We start from the raw sequence: 18167 nt of genomic DNA, 5'->3' as shown, positions 1-18167 counted from the left end.
CCAAAGAGCCGTTTGATGAGCGCGCAGAACCCCACCGCGCGCCTACAGGCTGAGCGCCTTTTTGAGCGGCACGACACGACGGCGCGAGACGGGCACACGCTCGTCGGTACCAGTGATGCCGAGCTGGATTGCGCCGGAGGGCACCGTCTCGACGTCCTCGACGCAAGCGAGGTTCACGATGTAGCGGCGGTGCACGCGGAAGAACCCAAAGTCGCCGAGCTTCGACTCAAACTGAGCGAGCGAGGTCGTCGACAGGAAGCGGTCGTCGTCGGTAAAGATGCAGGAGTAGTCGTCCTTGGCCATGATGTAGCGAATCTGGTCGACGGGGATGAGGACCTTGCGGCCGCCCTTCTCCACCGGGATGCGCTCGATGCTCGACTTGGGCTCGGCCTGCGGCTTGACGTGCAGAGCGACCTTGGCGAGGGCGCGCTCCAGACGCTCCTCCTCCACGGGCTTGAGCAGGTAGTCGACCGCGTCCACATCGAACGCCTCCACGGCGTGGTCGCTGTAGGCGGTCACAAACACAACGGCAGGCGGGTTCTTGAGCTTGTGCAGGGCCTCTGCCAACTGCAGGCCCGACGCACTCGGCATGGAAATGTCGAGAAACACCACGTCAACGCGGCTCTCCATAAGCTTTTCGATAGCAGAGCGAACGCTCGAGGCCTCGATGATGGAGCTCGTCTTACCCGTCTGCTCCAACAAGAAACGCAACTCGGAGCGGGCGGGAGCCTCATCGTCGACAATCATGGCACGGAGCATTGGCACTTCCCTTTCGAACCTCTAACCGATTGCCCCCGGCAGCCGAGGGCTCTCCCGGATAACCGGGAACTCCATCGATGTGTCCGCAAGCACACGGACAATTCTCTATTTTACCCCATCGCCCCGCGCAAATATGCTGTCGGAGAGATCGAGGTGAAGCGTAACCGTCGTCCCCTTACCTGGAGTCGACTCCACGCGCGCAAACGAATGCGGGCCGTAGAAGCGGTGGATACGCTCGGAGATGTTGCGCATGGCAACACCCGCGCCGCCGCCCTGAGGAGAGCTTGTATCGGGCTTGGGCAGCGAGGCGTCGAAGAGGCGCGCCGCCGTCTGGTCGTCCATACCCACGCCGTCATCGGCCACTTCGATGCACAGAGCGTTGTGTTCGCTTGCCTGAACGCGAACGGCAATGTGGAGCGCCCCCTCGTCGGAAAGCGCATGGCGCACCGCATTTTCAACCAGCGGCTGAATGATAAACGCCGGCACCGGGGTGTCGGCAACATCATCGCCCACCTCAAACGTTGCCTGAATACGGTCCTCGCCAAAGCGTGCCTGCTCGAAGGTGAGGTAGCGGCGCGTCTGCGCGATCTCGCGCGTGACAGGGATGAGCGAGCCGGAGTTATCGAGCGTGGAGCGGTAGAACGACGAGAACTCACGCAGAAGCTCGCGGGCGCGCGTGGGGTCGGTGCGCGTGAAGGAGGCGATGGTGTTGAGCGTGTTGAACAGGAAGTGCGGGTTGATCTGCGCCTGCAGGGCACGGACCTCGGCACGCGCGGTGAGCTCCTCCTGAACCTCGAGCTCGTGGATGGCAAGCTGGGTGGAGAGCAGCTCGGAGAAGCCCGTGACCAGCGCGTACTGCGTGCGGTTCACCGAGCGCGAGGAGTGGAAGTAGAACTTGAGCGCGCCAACCGTGCGCTCGCCCACCTTGAGCGGCGCGATGATGCCGGCAGGAATCTGGATCTGGCGCCCGGTCTCGCCCAAGACACCGAGCGGGTTCATGAACGACTGAACGATGCCGTGCTTGATGGCGTAGTGGGTCGCCTTGGTGTGGATGGGAGACCCCGCGGGGAAGTCCTCGGCAAGGTCGCCCACGCAGGCGAGCACGTGCTCGGCATCGGTGATGGCGATGGTGCTCGCGCGGGTCTGCGGGATAAGGCGCATGCAGATCTCTTGGGCGCTCTCGGGCGTGAGGCCGTCTTTGAGGGCTTCGAGCATCTCGGAGGCGACAGAGAGCGTCTCTTCTGTATAGCGAGACCGCAGCGTATCGGGATTGCGACACAAGCGCGCAAACAGTACGAGAAAGACCACGAACGCCACCGTGGCGACGCCCGTGAGCGTGAACTCCACATGCGTGGCAAACAGGTATAGCAAGATCACGGCGATGATGCAGGCACACACCACGGTGCCCGCCCAGAGCGCCAGATCGGCGGCGCGCCTTCCCCGGTACGTCGATGCCATCAGGTCTCCTCAATCAGTGCCGCGAGATCGCGGTCGTTCCATAGGCCATCGACGATTGTAGGCCAGATGCTCGCAAAACGCAGGTAGGCATCTTGGTATTCGCGCGCATACTGCTCGGCCTCCGCGCGACCGCGGCGCCATATGCGCAGGTAGCTTGCGTGCTCGCGCGTAACCAGAGCGCGTACGAGTGCCGTTTTGCGCACCCGCTCGTCGAGCTCGGAGGAGATCCATCGCCCCGGATAAGGCATGAGCGACGCCGGTGTGACGGCGTTGAGGTCGTTTTGCCGGCTCGCGTGGGCGAGCTTGGCGCGCTCGTAGTACCAGCGGTAGATGTCCTGCATAAAGCGCGGGGCGCGCTCGCGGCTCTCCGGCGGCAGGTGGCGCACGACCCAGCGGTTGTCAAACCAGACGTCGAGGCCCATGAGGCGCATGTTGAACAGGTAGTCGAGGTCCTCGCCACGCGTGATGAACGGGTCGAAGGGGATGCGGCTATAGGCGCGGGCGTGCAGCGCCAGGCAGCCGCCGCACACGTAGTTGGACCGCGAGATGCGCGTGGCCGCAAGGGCGCGACGCATCCACGCGTTGAACTCCGTTCGCTTTGTCCACCAGCGGTGCTCGATGCCCACGTGCGACTCATCGGCAAGCGGGGAGCCCGCCCGGTCGTAGAAGTACCCGGTCTTGGCAAGAATGGGGAGCCCCTGCCGTGTTTGCTGGCCGAGCGCGTAGAGCGCCTTGCGCATAAAGTCGGGCCCGAGGACAACCTCGTCATCGTCCAAAAAGATAACGGCGTCGTGCCCAAAGATGGCAGCGACCGCGAGCCCCATGTTGCGGATTGCACCGTAGCCACGCAGCGAGACGCACTCGCCGGTTGCCGTTGGGGCGAGGTCGGCAATGCGGTCGGCAATGCGCGCCGCCTCCACGTTGGTGACTGTCGTTATCGAAAGCTTGGGATGCGCACCCACAATCTCGGCCACGCGGCGGGAGACCTCGACGGTTGCCGACACGGGGCACACCACAAGAAGAATGATGCGGACAAGATCGCGCACCTGTTCGAGCGAAGCGAGGCAGCGCTCGAGTTCCGGGTTGGGATCGCCCAGCTCAGTTGCATGGTCGTAGGCACCGGGAGACTGGAGCCCGTCCGCTCCGCTTGCCCAGTACGTCGGGATGACAATCGTGGCCCTCAAAGCCATCGCACTCACGCTCCCGCGCTCGGCAGACAGCGCCCGCGCTTGGCGCTATCGGCCAGCTCTGCCCTCGTAAACGTCCCGCACCATGCGCGACTTAGGAGCGTGAGGCCAGGCGCGCTTTTCTACCGGCGGGAGCCGGAGTCGCTCGCCAAGCCTGCGTGCGTGCCCGACCCGACGGAGGACTCGTCCGCAAAGGGCGAGAGGCCGCGGAAGTACGGGGCGCGCGCCAGGGAGCGTCCAAGAGGGTACCCTAGTACATACATGATAACCGCTTCGCCCGCGCCGGTGGTCACGAGGCCAAAGAGGTACATGAGCGGATACGCCCCGTCGAGCGAGATCGACGTGAATGGGATGGTGTAAAAGCCGGTCGCGGTGAGCAGGATCGGCAGATACGCCGGCACGATGAGCGCGTTGGCAATAACCGGGCCCGCAAGCGCCACGAGAGGATGGGCGCGGAGTTTCCAGGTAAAGAGCGCGCCGGCGCAGGTCGCGGCCGAACCAAAGACCACGTCGAGAAGGCCGAGCGCACCCGTACCGGAGAGCGCGATGTTGGCGACGTTGGCAATGGCGCAGCCGAGCGTGAGGCCGGGCACCGCGGCGGGCGTGAAGAGCGCAAGCGCGCAAAGCGCCTCGGAAATGCGGAACTGGATGGGTCCCCACGCAAGGTTGCCCAAGAAGAGCATGGTCATGAGCGTGCACGCCGCGTACACCGCAGCGATCATACCCGTCTGGGCGATGTCATTCGATTTCAAGAGATCACCTTCTGTTGTTGGAGGGCTTTACTGATGCCCAGAGCCCTCCCCCACCGCAGGTGAGCGCGCACCGCCTACCTAGGCGACGCCTTTGATGCGAGCGAGCCTCATGAGCATGACAAAGCCCACAACCAGCAAGATCCCGATGGAAAGCACTCCTAAAGAAGGATCGCCCGTGAGCGATGTCACCACCGATACTAGCAGAGTTCCCATAACAGAGGCGTAGCGCCCAAAGATGTCGAAGAAACCGTAATACTCGTTGGCGCGCTCCTTGGGGATGAGCTTGCCAAAGTAGCTGCGCGAAAGCGCTTGGATGCCGCCTTGGAACATACCGACCACGATGGCGAGAATCCAGAACTCCACCGCGGACTTTAAGAAGAACGCTGCAAAGAGCACGATCACCACGTAAGCGGCAACGGCGATGATAATCATCTTGAGCGTGCCCTGCGTCTTAGCGAGGCGCCCGTAGGCAATAGCCGACGGGAAGGCAACAAACTGCGTGACGAGCAGAGCCAAAATGAGCTGGGTAGAGTCGATGCCGAGCGACGTACCGTAGGTGGTCGCCATCGAGATGACCGTATGGACGCCGTCGATATAGAAGAAAAACGCGATCATAAAGATGACGAGCACGCGGTCGCGCGCGATGCGGCGCATGGTTCCCACCAGGCCGCGAATGGTCTTTGCGACCTCGCTCGCAAAGGTCTCGCCCGGCGCGAGCTCCTTGCCATAGCGCTGGCGATAGGTGCGCAGCAGCGGCAACGTGAAGGCGAGCCACCAAGCACCCGTGATGACAAACGAGAGCCTTGTGCAAAGCAGCATGTCGAGGCCGAGCACCGCGGGACCGCCCATGATGAGCGCGATGCAGACGATAAAGGGCACGCAGGACCCCACGTAGCCCCAGGCGTATCCGGAGCTCGACACGGCGTCCATGCGCTCGTCGGTCGTAACGTCGGGGAGCATCGCGTCATAAAACGTCATCGACGAGTTGAGGCCGATGGTGCAGAGCACGTAAACGATGAGGAAGGGCATGGCTCCCATGGGCAGCGCCTGCGCAAGACAGAGCACGAGACCCGTGAGGAAAAAGCCGAGGAAGAACTTGATCTTGTTGCCCGCAAAGTCGGCGAGCGAGCCCAGCACGGGCATAAGCAGCGCCACCACGAGCGAGGCGATGGTCTGGGCGTTGGCCCATGCGGTCACGAGCTCGGCGGAGTTGGCGGCGGTGTTGATGGCATCGAAGTAGATGGGCACCACCGATGTGTTGAGCAAGACGAGGGCAGAGTTGCCTACGTCGTACATCACCCAGTTACGCTCGAGCGTTGTGTATTTCATCGCCGGTGCCTCCCACTTTTCCATCGTGCATACGGCACTATGGTACGGCAGGCGCCGAGGTGGCGCACGTCACGTTTCGGTAAAGAGCGGGGACGCCGGCAACGGCGCCCCCGCATGCCGATACGACTTGGTAGCCGAGCGTCCGCAGGACACGCGGGCTCCGAGCACGCTACTCCTCGCGCTCAAACTCCTCGTGCGCCGCGAGCACACGGCCCGAGTAGTTGATGTGCCCGGTAATCTCCACAACGTCGGTGCCCATGAGGAAGCGCGACGCCTCGTCGGCGTAATCGTCGAGGGCACGCGCGAACACCTCGGGGAAGCTCTCGTGCGAGGTCTTCTGCGTGAAGGGGTCGTTCCAGGCGAGGTGGGCGAGGTTGCCGGCGGCAGCCGGGGGCTCTGTGGTAACCCGATGCGCGAGCGACGCCGTGAGCGGATAGTTTTTGACGATGCCCTCAACAGAGCCGAGCGCAAAGGACAGCGGTGAGCCGGCGGGCTCGATCACACGGTAGGCGAGCTTCATATCGGCCACCGCACCGCCGTACTCGGCGGCGCCGATGCGCATGCCGTAGACGCTCGAGGCGACAAAGCTCATAAGGGCACCGGCGACCTTGTTGATGCGCGCCGTGGTCACAAGCTCGCTCTCGGGCGGATAGTCCGCCGTGGTGGCACCGTCGCGCTTGAGCTGGAGCATCAGCACGTCGAGGTCACCCTCGATGATACCGTGCACCTGGGAGCCCGCATCATCGAGCGTGGAGTCCATCTCTTGGATCCCCCATTGCTGCGCGTAGACAAACGGGTGCGCCGCGCGATCGAGCACGTAATGTGACAGCAGGCCGAGCACAAACGCACGACCCACGCCGGCGTCATAGCGATGAAGGTGCCCTACGCCGTCACGCAGGGCCGTGAACTGCCGCGTCATGCGACAACGATGCATGCGCCGCCCAAACTCCATGCAAGCAGGGGCGTTGAGTGTGCGCACATGGAAGAAGAACGGGTCGGGGCCCTGGTTGCCAATGAGAAAGGCCGCGCGCTCATCTTCCGAGGTGATGATGCCCTGCGGGAGACGATCGATGCTCTCCTCGCCAAAAAGATGATGCGTGATCAGTGCGGGCATATATCCTCCTTTACAGCGGCACCACGCATTGCGGATTCGCGCGACGCCGAGGCACTTGCTAGCTGCCCCTCATTATGCCCAGAACCCGCATCCATCAACGGACGACAAGCGACTCCAAAAGCCATGCTACACTGGAGCAACAGGAAACGAGGTCGCATCATGACGCACGAAAACCCCAGACGTATGCCTCCCGGAGCGCGCGGCGGCCGTCGCGCGAGCTCATCCTCCGGTGCCCGCGCATCGAGGCGCCCCCGCAACGGCACCTTGCGCGCAGGCGCGTCCCGCAGTCCCCAAAGGCGCATCAATTTTGCCAATTTCCCCTGGCAGCTCGTAGTGATGGGTATCGCAGCTATTGCCGTCATTGCCCTGCTCATCTTTGGCGTCGTCACGGGCATGCGCGCTATAGCCCAGGCAATCTTCCCGCCTGCCGCCGAAAAGACCGTCGAGGGCACAGACGCTACGGCCGCAGAAGGCGCCGACGCATCTTCTGAGGCCCAAGGGGAAGACACCAATACCGCTGCGGCAGAAAATCCCAGCGGTCCCAACTCCACACCCAAAGAGTCCTGGCAGCAGGGCACCGTCCCCGAGCTCTTCCAAACCGATGCGACATGGGCAAACGAAAGCTATGCGGGCGGAACCATGGCCAAAAACGCCTGTGGACCGACCTGCATGGCAATGGTCTACATCGCGCTCACCGGAGACACCAGCATGGGACCGATGGAGATGGCAAACTTCTGCGAGCAGAACGGCTATGTAGAGAACAACGCAACCACGTGGGACTTCATGACCACGGGAGCATCCCAGCTGGGCCTTACCTCAACTGGCCTCAGCGCAGACGCCGAGACAGTTACCGCCGAGCTCCAAGCGGGGCACCCCATCATCGTTAACGTAGGCCCTGGATCGTTCACCTCCGTGGGGCACTTCATCGTGCTTACCGGGGTCGATGAGTCCGGCAAGATATGGGTCCACAACCCCAACGCACCCGAGGATAACAAGGTGTCGTGGGACTTCAACATCATCGCCCGCGACGCGCGCAGTTTCTGGAGCTTCTCGGCATAACGACCCGCTCTCGCACCTCAACCGCATCCTGAAGACAGCCGCCTGCGACGTTCCGCAGGCGGCTTTTCGTTGCAGCCAAACGGTCGATTTCCGCCTGCAGGCGGAAGGTCGTGCGTCATATTATCAAACAGATTTTCATCATCCCCATATTCGGATGACACGTTTGCATGCAACGCCTTAAATGGAGACATATTGGAGGTATGCCCATGACCCATGGTCTGATTTTGCGACTCAACGAGCAGCGCCCGTACGCAAGCCCGGCGGAGCGCAACATCATCGCCTATGTTCAGGCGAACCCGCAGGCCGTGCTCTCGCTCAGCATTCGAGAGCTCGCCAGCGAAACCTATACCTCCCCTTCCACCATCACCCGCTTCTGCAAGAAGCTCGGTTGCAGCGGCTTTAAAGAATTCCAGCGCGAGCTCGTCTTTGAATTCGCATCCTCGCAGGAACGTGGCGACATGGCGCTCGAGGTAATCGATGCGAGCGACAGCGCCGACGAAATCGTCGCCAAAGTGGTAAAGAGCGACCTGCGCTCCATCGAGGCAACCGGCCGTTTGATTGACGCTGCCACGCTCGAGCGCTGTGCACAGCTCATTCTCCAAAGCCGTGTGGTGGGCATCTTTGGCATAGGCGCGTCGCTTCTGGTGGCGCACGACCTTGAGATGAAGCTCACGCGCATCGACAAGATGTGCGTCGTCAACGACGACTGGCACAACCAGCGCCTGTTTGCCAAGAACATGCATCCCAACGACCTGGCCATTGTGATCAGCTACTCGGGTTTTACCGAGGAGATGATCGAGTGCGCCCGTTATGCGCGCCAGCAGGGGGCCCGGGTCATCGCTATAACGCGCATCGGAAACGATGCAGGGCTTGCGCGCCAAGCCGACTACGTTTTGGGTATCGCAGCGGACGAGCCACTGATCAGAAGCGGCGCCATGGGTTCACGCATGTCGCAGATGGTCATGATCGACGCGCTGTATGCCGTGTGCGTTGCCAAGGATTTTGAGCGCTGCTCGGCGCTGATCCGGCGCAACTACACCGTAAAGGAGGATCCGGAAGGACGCCGTAAGGCATCCAAGGAAAGGAGGGGAGGATCCGATGCTCGATCTGACAAAGCTGACCACTGAGACGCGCAATCCAGACACCATGGATTTGGACGAGATGTCGCCACTCGAGATCGTCACGACGATGAATCGCGAGGACGGCAAGGTCATTGAGGCCATCCACGAGGAGCTGCCTCACATTGCGCAAGCGATCGAGTGGTCGACGGAAAGCCTGAAGCAGGGAGGGCGCCTCATCTACATGGGAGCCGGCACGAGCGGCCGCCTTGGCGTGCTCGATGCCGCCGAGTGCCCGCCGACCTTTGGCGTCTCGCCCGACCTGGTCGTGGGCCTCATCGCCGGCGGCGAGCGCGCCTTCATCCAGGCGGTCGAGGGCGCCGAGGACAGCACCGTGCTCGGTGTGGAGGACCTCAAGGCGCTCGGTCTCACGGAGAAGGATACCGTCGTGGGTCTCGCCGCGAGCGGCCGCACGCCCTATGTCTCGCACGCTCTTGACTACGCGAAAAGCGTTGGTGCGCACACCGTCGCCATCGCCTGCAACAAGAACTCGGTCATAGGCCAGCACGCCGACCTCGTCATCGAGCCCGTTTGCGGGCCCGAGGTGCTCACGGGCTCGACGCGCCTCAAGGCGGGTACCGCCCAGAAGCTCATCCTCAACATGATCTCGACGGCAACCATGGTCGGTCTTGGCAAGGTCTACCAGAACCTCATGGTCGACGTGCAGCAGACCAACGAGAAGCTCGTGACGCGCGCGCAGAACATCTGCATGGCGGCCACCGAGTGCTCGCGCGGCGAAGCCATCGAGGCGCTCGCGGCTGCAAACGGCCACGTCAAGACCGCCATCGTCATGATCCTGAACGGGCAGACGGCAGAGGATGCCAGAGAAGCGCTCGACGCCGCCGAGGGCCATGTCCGCGGCGCGCTGAAGGCATAACGGATAAGGGAGGAACGTATGGCAAACGAAGAAAAGCTCGTTGAGCAGTTGCTGACCCTATTGGGAGGCAAAGACAACGTGCGCTCGGCCACCAACTGCATGACGCGCCTGCGCGTGCGCGTGACCGACGGCGACAAGGTCGACGAGGAGGGCATCAAGAACGCCGAGGGCGTGCTCGGTCTCGTTCGCGACGAGCCCACCTACCTCGAGATCGTCGTGGGTCCCGGCAAGTCGCGCAAGTGCGCCGACGCCTGCGCCGCCCTGGGCATCCCGGCGTCCGCCGCGGACGCCGGCGTCTCCACCGACAACGACTGGCAGGCCAACAAGGCCGCCGTCAAGGCGGGCCAGTCCGAGGGCAAGGTCAAGCGCGCCCTCAAGACCGTCGGCCAGATCTTCATCCCGCTGATCCCCGGCGTCGTCGCCGCGGGCATCTGCTCCGGCCTGGGCACGCTCCTGGCCCAGCTCTACCCCGACTACGCAAGCGATGTGGTCTGGGGCACCGTCTGGAACATGCTCGCCCTCATCAACTCCTCGCTACTCACCTACATCACCGCGTGGGCGGGCTACCGCGCTGCCGAGCAGTTCGGCGGCACCCCGATCCTCGGCGGCATGCTCGGCATGATGACCTCGCTCGCCAACATCGACAACATCTCGATGCTCGTCGGACTCTACAACGAGGCCCAGCCGCTCGACGCCATCCTGCGCGCCGGCCGCGGCGGCGTCCTCGCCGTCATCCTCGGCGTCTGGTTCATGTGCCAGGTCGAGCGCGCCATCCGCAAGCGCATGCCCGACGCGCTGGATATCGTGTGCACCCCGCTGCTGACCCTCATCATCACGGTCGTGCCGTACGTGTTCATCGTCATGCCGATCACCGGCTATGTCTCCACCGCCCTCGTGTGGGTCGTCGAGCAGGTCTGCATGAACCCGCTGCTCCCCGTGCGCATCATCGGCGGCTACATCGCCTCCGCGCTCTTCCTGCCGCTTGTCGCAATGGGCATGCACCACGGCCTCGTCGCCCTATACTCCGTCCAGCTTGAGTCCCTCGGCTACGTGACCCTGTACCCGACGCTCGCCATGGCGGGCGCCGGCCAGGTGGGCGCCGCCATCGCCATCTACCTCAAGGCCAAGAAGGTCAACAACGAGCGCATCCGCTCCGTCATCGACGGCGCGCTGCCCGCCGGCTTCCTCGGCGTCGGCGAGCCGCTCATCTACGGCGTCACGCTGCCCATGGGTAAGCCCTTCGTCACCGCCGGCCTCGGCGCGGGCTTCGGCGGCGCGTTCGTCATGGCCTGCCAGATCGGCGCCACGGCCTGGGGCCCCTCCGGCCTCATCGCCATCCCGCTCATGACGCAGGGCGCCAACAGCGCGACCATGTCGATGGTCTTCTACGTCGTCGGCCTGGTGATCAGCTACATCGGCGGCTTTATCATCACCAACATCTTCGTGAAGCCCGAGGAGGTCGCGGGCGTCTAACGCCAGACCAGGCAATTCCGTCCAGGCAGTAGCCGGCGGTCGGGGCGGGCCCGGGCAGAGCGCCGGGGCCCGCCCCTGTTTTGAGCAATTCGTCGCAGGCACGTCGCGCATTCGGCTATGATGCGGGCAGCGGGAAAGGAGATCGCCATGCAAACCGGAATCTCTCTCTACTTCAGCGAGGACATCGAGCAAAACGAGCGCACCATTGAGCGCGCCCACGCCGCCGGCGTCACCCTTGCCTTCACCTCGCTCCACATACCGGAGGAAACCGGGGTCGTCTATGCGGATACCGCCCGCCATCTTCTTACCTGCTGCCAAGACGCCGGCATCGACCTCATGGTCGACGTGAGCCCGGTCACCCTTGATAAGCTCGGCTGTTCGCGCATCGAGGACCTGCTCGAGCTCGGCATCACCACCGTGCGGCTCGACTTTGGCTTCAACGCACGCGAGACCGTCGAGCTGTCCCGCAGCTTCCGCATCGTCTTCAACGCATCCACCATCTCTGCGGAGGACATCCGCGCCTGGCAAGCGGCGGGCGCGGACTTCACGCGGTTCGCTGCGTGCCATAACTTCTATCCCAAGCGCTACACCGCGCTTTCCATCGATGAGGTGCGCCGTATTAACCAGCGCCTCTCCAGCCTCGGTTTCACCACCATGGGCTTCGTACCCGGCGACGGCAGGCTCCGCGGGCCGCTCTTTGAGGGCCTTCCTACCGTCGAGGAGCATCGCGACCAAAAGGAGCGCGTGGCGCTCAATATGCTCGAGCTCAGCGTTGCCGGCGAAACCGACGTTGTCCTCGTAGGCGATCCGGGACTTACCGATAAATCATGGGACGCACTCTCCTGCCTCTCGGCTGGGTATCTCCCGCTTCGTGCCGAGATTAGAGATTCCTACTCCTATCTGTACGGACAGATTCATCACGATCGGCCCGATTCGAGCGAATACATATTCCGCTCCCCCGAGTCGCGCACGACGCTCGCCCCTGCGACGCCCTTTGAGCCGAACGCGCCGGCGGCGCGCCCCTGTGGCACCATCGCTATCTCTAACGCTGCTTACGGCCGTTACGCGGGCGAGATGGAAATATCACGCGTCGATCTCCCTGCAGATGCGCGCATGAACATTGCGGGCGCGGTCATCGAAGCGGACCGCGCGTTTCTTCCCTATCTCGTGCGCGGAATGGGCATCAAACTCATGCGCCCGTAGGCAAAAAGCACTCTTGCGCCCTCCATAAGAGGGTGCGGTGGTCACAGACCCCGGCAGAATAATAAAAGACCCCCTCTATTAGAGCGCAAGGGCATCCCCTGTCAGAGGGCAGGCGCACTGTTTTCCCAGATAACGGGTTTTTAGGTCTTTGCCATGACGTCCGAATCAGTCTGTTCGGGGCCATCACGGCGCCCTCAAAGACCGCAAATCATTATTCTGCGGGGGTCAGTGACCATCAAAGGGATCCAATGCCCCCTTCAACACAGAAAAGCCCCGGAGGGATTTCCTAAGCGAACATTCCGCAGCGCGTAAGCGCGAGGACGTTCGCGTGGAAACCCTCCGGGGCTTTCCGTTAGGCGTTAACCCTTAACCCTTAGACCTCTGCGTAGACGTCCTTGAGCTTGAGCAGGTGCTGGTAGCGCGCCATAGCCGCGGCCTCGTTGGCCTGGAAGAGCGCGTCGACCTGATCCTGCGGCAGGACACGGCTGAGCGAAGCGTAGCGGGCCTCGTTCATCAGGAAGTCCTGGTAGCCGCCCTTCGGCTCCTTGGAGTCGAGGGTGAACTTCTTGCCCACCTCGGCGGCGGGGTTGAAGCGGAAGAGGTTCCAGTAACCGCAGTCCACGGCCTTCTTCATCTCGGCCTGGCAGTTCTGCATGCCGCCCTTCTTGATGGAGTGCATCTCGCAGGGAGCGTAGCCGATGATGATGGACGGGCCGTCGTAGGCCTCGGCCTCCTGGATGGCCTTGAGGGTCTGAGCGGGGTTGGCGCCCATAGCGACCTGCGCCACGTAGACGTAACCGTAGCTCATCGCAATCTCGGCGAGGCTCTTCTTCTTGGTGTGCTTACCAGCAGCGGCGAACTGGGCCACCTGGCCGAGGTTCGAGGCCTTGGAGGCCTGGCCGCCGGTGTTGGAGTACACCTCGGTGTCGAAGACGAAGACGTTGACGTCGTGGCCAGAGGCGAGGACGTGGTCCAGGCCACCGAAGCCGATGTCGTACGCCCAACCGTCGCCACCGAGAATCCAGAAGGACTTCTTGGTGAGGAAGGACTTGTCGGCGAGGATCTTCTTGGCAGCGTCGCAGCCGCAAGCCTCGAGGGCCTCGATGTAGGCGGCGGCAGCGGTCTTGCTGGCCTCGGCGTCCTTACGGGCGTCGATCCAGGCCCGACCAGCGGTCTTCACAGCCTCGGGCGTGCCGTCGGCAGCGATGAGCGCCTCGGTCTCGGCGACGAGCTTGTCCTGGACGGCCTCGTAACCAAGAGCCATGCCCAGACCGTGCTCGGCGTTGTCCTCGAAGAGGCTGTTGTTCCACGCAGGACCATGGCCGTCCTTGTTGACGGTGTAGGGGCTGCGGGCCGCGGGGTTGCCCCAAATCGAGGAGCAGCCGGTGGCGTTGGAGATGAACATGCGGTCGCCGCAGACCTGGGTGACCAGGCGCGCGTAGGCCGTCTCGGCGCAGCCGGCGCAGGAGCCGGAGAACTCAAGCAGCGGCTGGACAAACTGGCTGCCCTTGACGTTGTTGGACTCGAGGACCGGCTTGGGAGCAACGTTCTCGACGCAGTAGTCGAAGACCTGCTGCTCGGCGAGCTCCTGCTCGGTCGGCACCATGGTGAGGGCGTCCTTCGGGCAGACCTTCGCGCAGTTGGTGCAGCCCATGCAGTCGAGCGGGCTGATGGCCATCGTGAACTTGAGGCCCGTGTCCTTCGGGACCTTGATGTCGATGGTGCGCAGGTTCTCGGGCGCAGCGGCGATCTCGTCCTCGGTGAGGCCGAACGGGCGGATCGTGGCGTGCGGGCAGACATAGGAGCACTGGTTGCACTGGATGCACTTGGTCTCGTCCCAGTGCGGCACCATAACGGCGACGCCGCGCTTCTCGTAGGCGGAAGCGCCCTGCTCGAACTGACCGTCCTCGTGGCCCTTGAACGCAGACACGGGGAGCTCGTCGCCCTCCATGCGGTTGATGGGCTCCATGATCTCCTTGACCTGCTTGATGAGCTCGGGGCGACCCTTGAGCTCAGCGGCGGGAGCGTCGTCGGAGGCGTCGGCCCACTCAGCGGGGACCTCGTGCTTCTCAAACGCGGTGGCGCCGGCGTCGATGGCCTTCCAGTTGGCCTCGACGACGTCCTGGCCCTTCTTGGCGTAGGACTTCTCGGCAGCGGCCTTCATGTACTGGATCGCGTCCTCCTGCGGGAGGACACCGGCCAGCGTGAAGAACGCGGACTGGAGGATGGTGTTGGTGCGCTTGCCCATACCCACCTGGACCGCCAGGTCGATGGCGTTGATGGTGTAGAGCTGGATGTTGTTCTTGGCGATGTAGCGCTTCTCAGCCGCGGAAAGGTGCTCGGCAAGCTCGTCGAAGCTCCACTGGCAGTTGATCATGAGCGTACCGCCGGGCTTCACACCCTGAGCGATCTTGAAGTGCTTCGTGATGTAGCTCGGGTTGTGGCACGCCACGAAGTCGGCCTTGGTGATGTAGTACGGGCTCTTGATGGGCTTGTCGCCAAAGCGCAGGTGGCTGATGGTCACGCCGCCCGTCTTCTTGGAGTCGTACTGGAAGTAGGCCTGGACGTACTTGTCGGTGTGGTCGCCGATGATCTTGATCGAGTTCTTGTTGGCACCGACGGTACCGTCGCCGCCGAGACCCCAGAACTTGCACTCGATGGTGCCCTCAGCAGCGGTGTTGGGCGCATCGGCGTCCATCGGGAGCGACAGGTTGGTGACGTCGTCCACGATACCGATGGTGAACTCGCGCTTGGGCTCGTCGGCCTTGAGCTCCTCGTAGACCGAGAACGCAGCCGCGGGCGGCTCGTCCTTGGAACCGAGGCCGTAACGGCCGCCGACCACGACGATGTCGGTCTTGCCCGTCTCGTAGAGCGAGGAGACAACATCCTCGTAGAGGGGCTCGCCGAGGGAGCCGGCCTCCTTGGTGCGGTCGAGAACGGCGATCTTCTTGACCGTCTCGGGGAGAGCGGCCATGAAGTGCTCGAGCGACCAGGGGCGATACAGGCGGACCTTGACGAGGCCGGCCTTCTCGCCGTGAGCGTTGAGGTAGTCGATGACCTCCTCGAGGGTGTCGCAGAACGAACCCATGCAGACGACCACGCGGTCGGCGTCAGCGGCGCCGTAGTAGTCGAACAGGTGATAGTTGGTGCCGAGCTTGGCGTTCACCTGGTTCATGTAGTCCTCAACAACGGCGGGGAGCTCGTTGTAGGTGGTGTTGCAGGCCTCACGGTGCTGGAAGAAGACGTCGCCGTCCTCGTGCGTACCGCGGTTGACCGGATGCTCGGGGTTGAGCGCGTGATCGCGGAAGGCCTGGACAGCGTCCATGTCGCACATCTCGGCGAGGTCGGCGTAATCCCACGTAGCGACCTTCTGAATCTCATGGGAGGTGCGGAAGCCGTCGAAGAAGTTCAGGAACGGCACGCGACCCTTGATGGCAGAGAGGTGCGCGACGGCCGAAAGGTCCATGACCTCCTGGACGTTGGTCTCGGCGAGCATGGCAAAACCGGTCTGGCGGCAGGCCATGACGTCGGAGTGATCACCGAAGATGTTGAGCGCGTGCGAAGCAACGGTACGCGCGGAGACGTGGAACACGCCCGGCAGGTGCTCGCCAGCGATCTTGTACATGTTCGGGATCATGAGCAGAAGACCCTGAGACGCCGTGTAGGTGGTGGTCAGCGCACCCGCGCAAAGCGAGCCGTGGACGGTGCCCGCGGCGCCAGCCTCGGACTCCATCTCGATGACGTTCACCTTCGTGCCAAAGATGTTCTTCTTGCCCTGAGCTGCCCACTGGTCGACGTGGTCGGCCATCGGGCTGGACGGCGTAATCGGGTAGATACCCGCAACCTCGGTGAATGCATACGATACGTATGCAGCCGCCTCGTTGCCGTCCATGGACTTGAACGAACGCGCCATATACCCCTCTCCTCTCGTGTAGGTATACAGTCCCCCGGCATGCTCCCTTGCATGCCGGACAATCAACGGCGCTTGCGAATTTCTGCAGGTCATCTACCGTATCCGGAAGGTGGCGGAGCGACGGCGGCGAAAACGTCGAGCGCACCTTGCAACAGAAATACGCATGCAGGGTTATTGTACCGCGACACGGACCGAATAATTCGCTCGCGCGCCAACGTTTTGGACGAGCGGGTAATCGCAAGCCGCGGCGCCCGCCCGATTGCCCATTAAGCGAAAACGCTACGCCTCGGCATCCGCCTCCGCCGCATGCCGAAGCAGGGCCTTGAGACCGCGGGGATGGGCGTTGGCGAGGAGCTCGGCCGCAAACGCATATTCCTCGGGCGCGAGCCCTTCCCACGTGAACGCGCCAAACCCCTTGCCAAGGCGCGGGGCAAAAGCGCACAGGAACACCCATGGCAGCGCGCGGCGAACAGCGGTGCTCTTAAGGGCATCGCGCGCCCAAAAGACGGCCTTCTCGGGCAGAAGCTCTGCTACGTTACCGTTTTTTGCGGCATAGCCCTCGGCCCGGACTACCTCTACAATCGCGCTGGCAGGACCCAAAAGCTCCGCCCACTCGGCGTGCTTCTCGCGCAGGAACGTTACGCGGTCGATGCCGTAGCGCTCACGTTTGAAGTCTGCGCTCCCGCTGGTGTCGCAAAGAATGCGCAGCGTCTCGGTAAGCAGGGCTGAACACTCTTCGCGCGAGAAGTGCTCGCCCGCCTCTCTAAGGGCGCAGCACGAAGCGGCGAGGCGCTGCAGATCCGCCGGGTCCGCGTAGAACACCTCCAAATCAGGCCACCCTTTGACAGGCGCACCGCGACGTCGCGCAACGGCGGCCGAGGCGGCCTTACCCGCCACCATAAGACGAAGCGTGATATCTGGGTCGCGGGCAAGAAGCGGTGTCCCCAACTTGTCGCTCATGAGGAGGGCGATGAGCAGATTCTCTGAACCCGCGAGCTCCACCACCGCCTCAAAGCTCCAGGGCAGCTCCTCCTCATGCCAGCCATCCTCAGGATAGAGCGCGCTCGCCACGCGGCGGGCGAGCGAATCCGGCGCCAGTGCCTGCTCCGGACTCTCCGGCACCTCAACAATCAGGCGCCCGTAGAGATTGAAGTAGGGACCCGACTCCCCGCAGCTTATGACCTCGCAACACACGTCAACAGCATCCGCAATGCGCTCAAGCTCGCTGAGCACATCGCGCATTTCCCGAGCGAGCGTACGCGGAATGTGGCCCGCCTTACAGTCGCCGTGCGCAGTCGGCACCACCACCGCAACGGCATTTGGATCGTGAGGATTCTCCGGCTCCGGCACGAGCGTGAGCGGCTTGCCCACAGGATCCGCGCCCAGCGCAGCAATGCCCTCCGGGTAAAAGCGCGCGCCCGTCACCCAGAACTCAAGCCAAAACAAAACACATGCGTCCGCAGTGCCCATTTACGCCTCAAACCGCCGCAGGTCCCACCCGCGCTCCTCCGCTTCGCGGATGAGATCACGCGGGTCGGCATCTTCCAACTCGGCCACATCGGCAATCGCCCACGGCGAACCCGCAAACACCGCCGAGCCCGTATCGTCCACCAACGCCTCACGCAGCTTGTCGACGTCAACCAGAATCTTCTCGTCCATAGGGCGCCCCTCCAACCACCTCAAGCAGGTCGTTGCCTCTCAATGGTTAAAGTATCCCCCGTCGTGCGGACAACATAACGAACCATCCTGCGGGCATCGGCCAAGTGTCAAATCAGCCCCTCGGCAGACACGCATCCGTTTGCACAATACTCTATTATTAACCCTGTACGTATATATAGTCTGTCCCATACCGCCAGCCGCGCCATCGCCCGTGGCGGCAAAGGAGTTGCTCGTGCCCGACCCTACTTTTGGACGTAGGGGGGGGG

General features: G+C 63.2%; 14 protein-coding genes. 5 read left to right on the top strand and 9 right to left on the bottom strand.

Translation table 11 applies throughout. From position 1 onward, the window contains the following. Positions 1-42 precede the first annotated feature (42 nt). From B5F89_RS07485 to B5F89_RS07460, 6 genes are all read right to left on the bottom strand, one after another. The gene (locus B5F89_RS07485; RefSeq protein WP_087431164.1) at positions 43-759 is read right to left on the bottom strand and encodes a response regulator; all 717 of its coding nucleotides are present in this window, start codon (positions 757-759) and stop codon (positions 43-45) included. 105 nt (positions 760-864) lie between these two features. Next, entirely contained in the window at positions 865-2217 is a 1353-nt protein-coding gene (locus B5F89_RS07480) for a histidine kinase (RefSeq protein ID WP_087431163.1), read from the bottom strand. Further along, a complete protein-coding gene (locus B5F89_RS07475; protein WP_087431266.1) occupies positions 2217-3401 on the bottom strand; it encodes a glycosyltransferase in 1185 nt (394 codons plus the stop codon). Before B5F89_RS07475 ends, B5F89_RS07480 begins: the two co-directional genes overlap by 1 nt. Positions 3402-3526: 125 nt before the next feature. Beyond that, positions 3527-4156, bottom strand: coding sequence for a QueT transporter family protein (locus B5F89_RS07470; RefSeq protein ID WP_255375176.1), 630 nt, complete (start codon positions 4154-4156; stop codon positions 3527-3529). Between the two features lie 78 nt (positions 4157-4234). Continuing rightward, entirely contained in the window at positions 4235-5485 is a 1251-nt protein-coding gene (locus B5F89_RS07465) for an MFS transporter (RefSeq protein ID WP_087431162.1), read from the bottom strand. A gap of 169 nt (positions 5486-5654) precedes the next feature. After that, a complete protein-coding gene (locus B5F89_RS07460) occupies positions 5655-6599 on the bottom strand; it encodes a zinc dependent phospholipase C family protein (RefSeq protein ID WP_087431161.1) in 945 nt (314 codons plus the stop codon). 336 nt (positions 6600-6935) lie between these two features. Between B5F89_RS07460 and B5F89_RS07455 the strand changes: the two genes are divergently transcribed. The 5 genes from B5F89_RS07455 (at position 6936) to B5F89_RS07435 (ending at position 12329) form a co-directional block, all read left to right on the top strand. Continuing rightward, complete coding sequence (locus tag B5F89_RS07455) at positions 6936-7658, top strand: C39 family peptidase (RefSeq protein ID WP_204230645.1); 723 nt, start codon at positions 6936-6938, stop codon at positions 7656-7658. 200 nt (positions 7659-7858) lie between these two features. Beyond that, a complete protein-coding gene (locus B5F89_RS07450; protein ID WP_239286712.1) occupies positions 7859-8785 on the top strand; it encodes a MurR/RpiR family transcriptional regulator in 927 nt (308 codons plus the stop codon). Further along, positions 8757-9653: an N-acetylmuramic acid 6-phosphate etherase gene (murQ, locus tag B5F89_RS07445; RefSeq protein WP_087431159.1), complete on the top strand. Its 897-nt coding sequence runs from the start codon at positions 8757-8759 to the stop codon at positions 9651-9653. The genes B5F89_RS07450 and murQ overlap by 29 nt, the downstream gene beginning before the upstream one ends. 18 nt (positions 9654-9671) lie before the next feature. Continuing rightward, on the top strand, positions 9672-11126 hold the full coding sequence (locus tag B5F89_RS07440; RefSeq protein ID WP_087431158.1) for a PTS transporter subunit EIIC: 1455 nt from the start codon (positions 9672-9674) through the stop codon (positions 11124-11126). Positions 11127-11273: 147 nt separating this feature from the next. Continuing rightward, positions 11274-12329: a MupG family TIM beta-alpha barrel fold protein gene (locus tag B5F89_RS07435; protein WP_087431157.1), complete on the top strand. Its 1056-nt coding sequence runs from the start codon at positions 11274-11276 to the stop codon at positions 12327-12329. A gap of 373 nt (positions 12330-12702) precedes the next feature. Here B5F89_RS07435 and nifJ read toward each other — a convergent pair whose 3' ends face one another. The 3 genes from nifJ to B5F89_RS07420 form a co-directional block, all read right to left on the bottom strand. Next, on the bottom strand, positions 12703-16242 hold the full coding sequence (gene nifJ / locus B5F89_RS07430; protein WP_087431156.1) for a pyruvate:ferredoxin (flavodoxin) oxidoreductase: 3540 nt from the start codon (positions 16240-16242) through the stop codon (positions 12703-12705). A gap of 279 nt (positions 16243-16521) precedes the next feature. Beyond that, on the bottom strand, positions 16522-17712 hold the full coding sequence (locus tag B5F89_RS07425) for an HIRAN domain-containing protein (protein ID WP_087431155.1): 1191 nt from the start codon (positions 17710-17712) through the stop codon (positions 16522-16524). Beyond that, positions 17713-17901: a hypothetical protein gene (locus B5F89_RS07420; RefSeq protein ID WP_087431154.1), complete on the bottom strand. Its 189-nt coding sequence runs from the start codon at positions 17899-17901 to the stop codon at positions 17713-17715. Positions 17902-18167 lie beyond the last annotated feature (266 nt).

It is taken from the genome of Collinsella sp. An307 (genome assembly GCF_002161805.1).
Taxonomy (GTDB): domain Bacteria; phylum Actinomycetota; class Coriobacteriia; order Coriobacteriales; family Coriobacteriaceae; genus Coprousia.
This window is presented reverse-complemented; position numbering and strand designations above follow the sequence as displayed.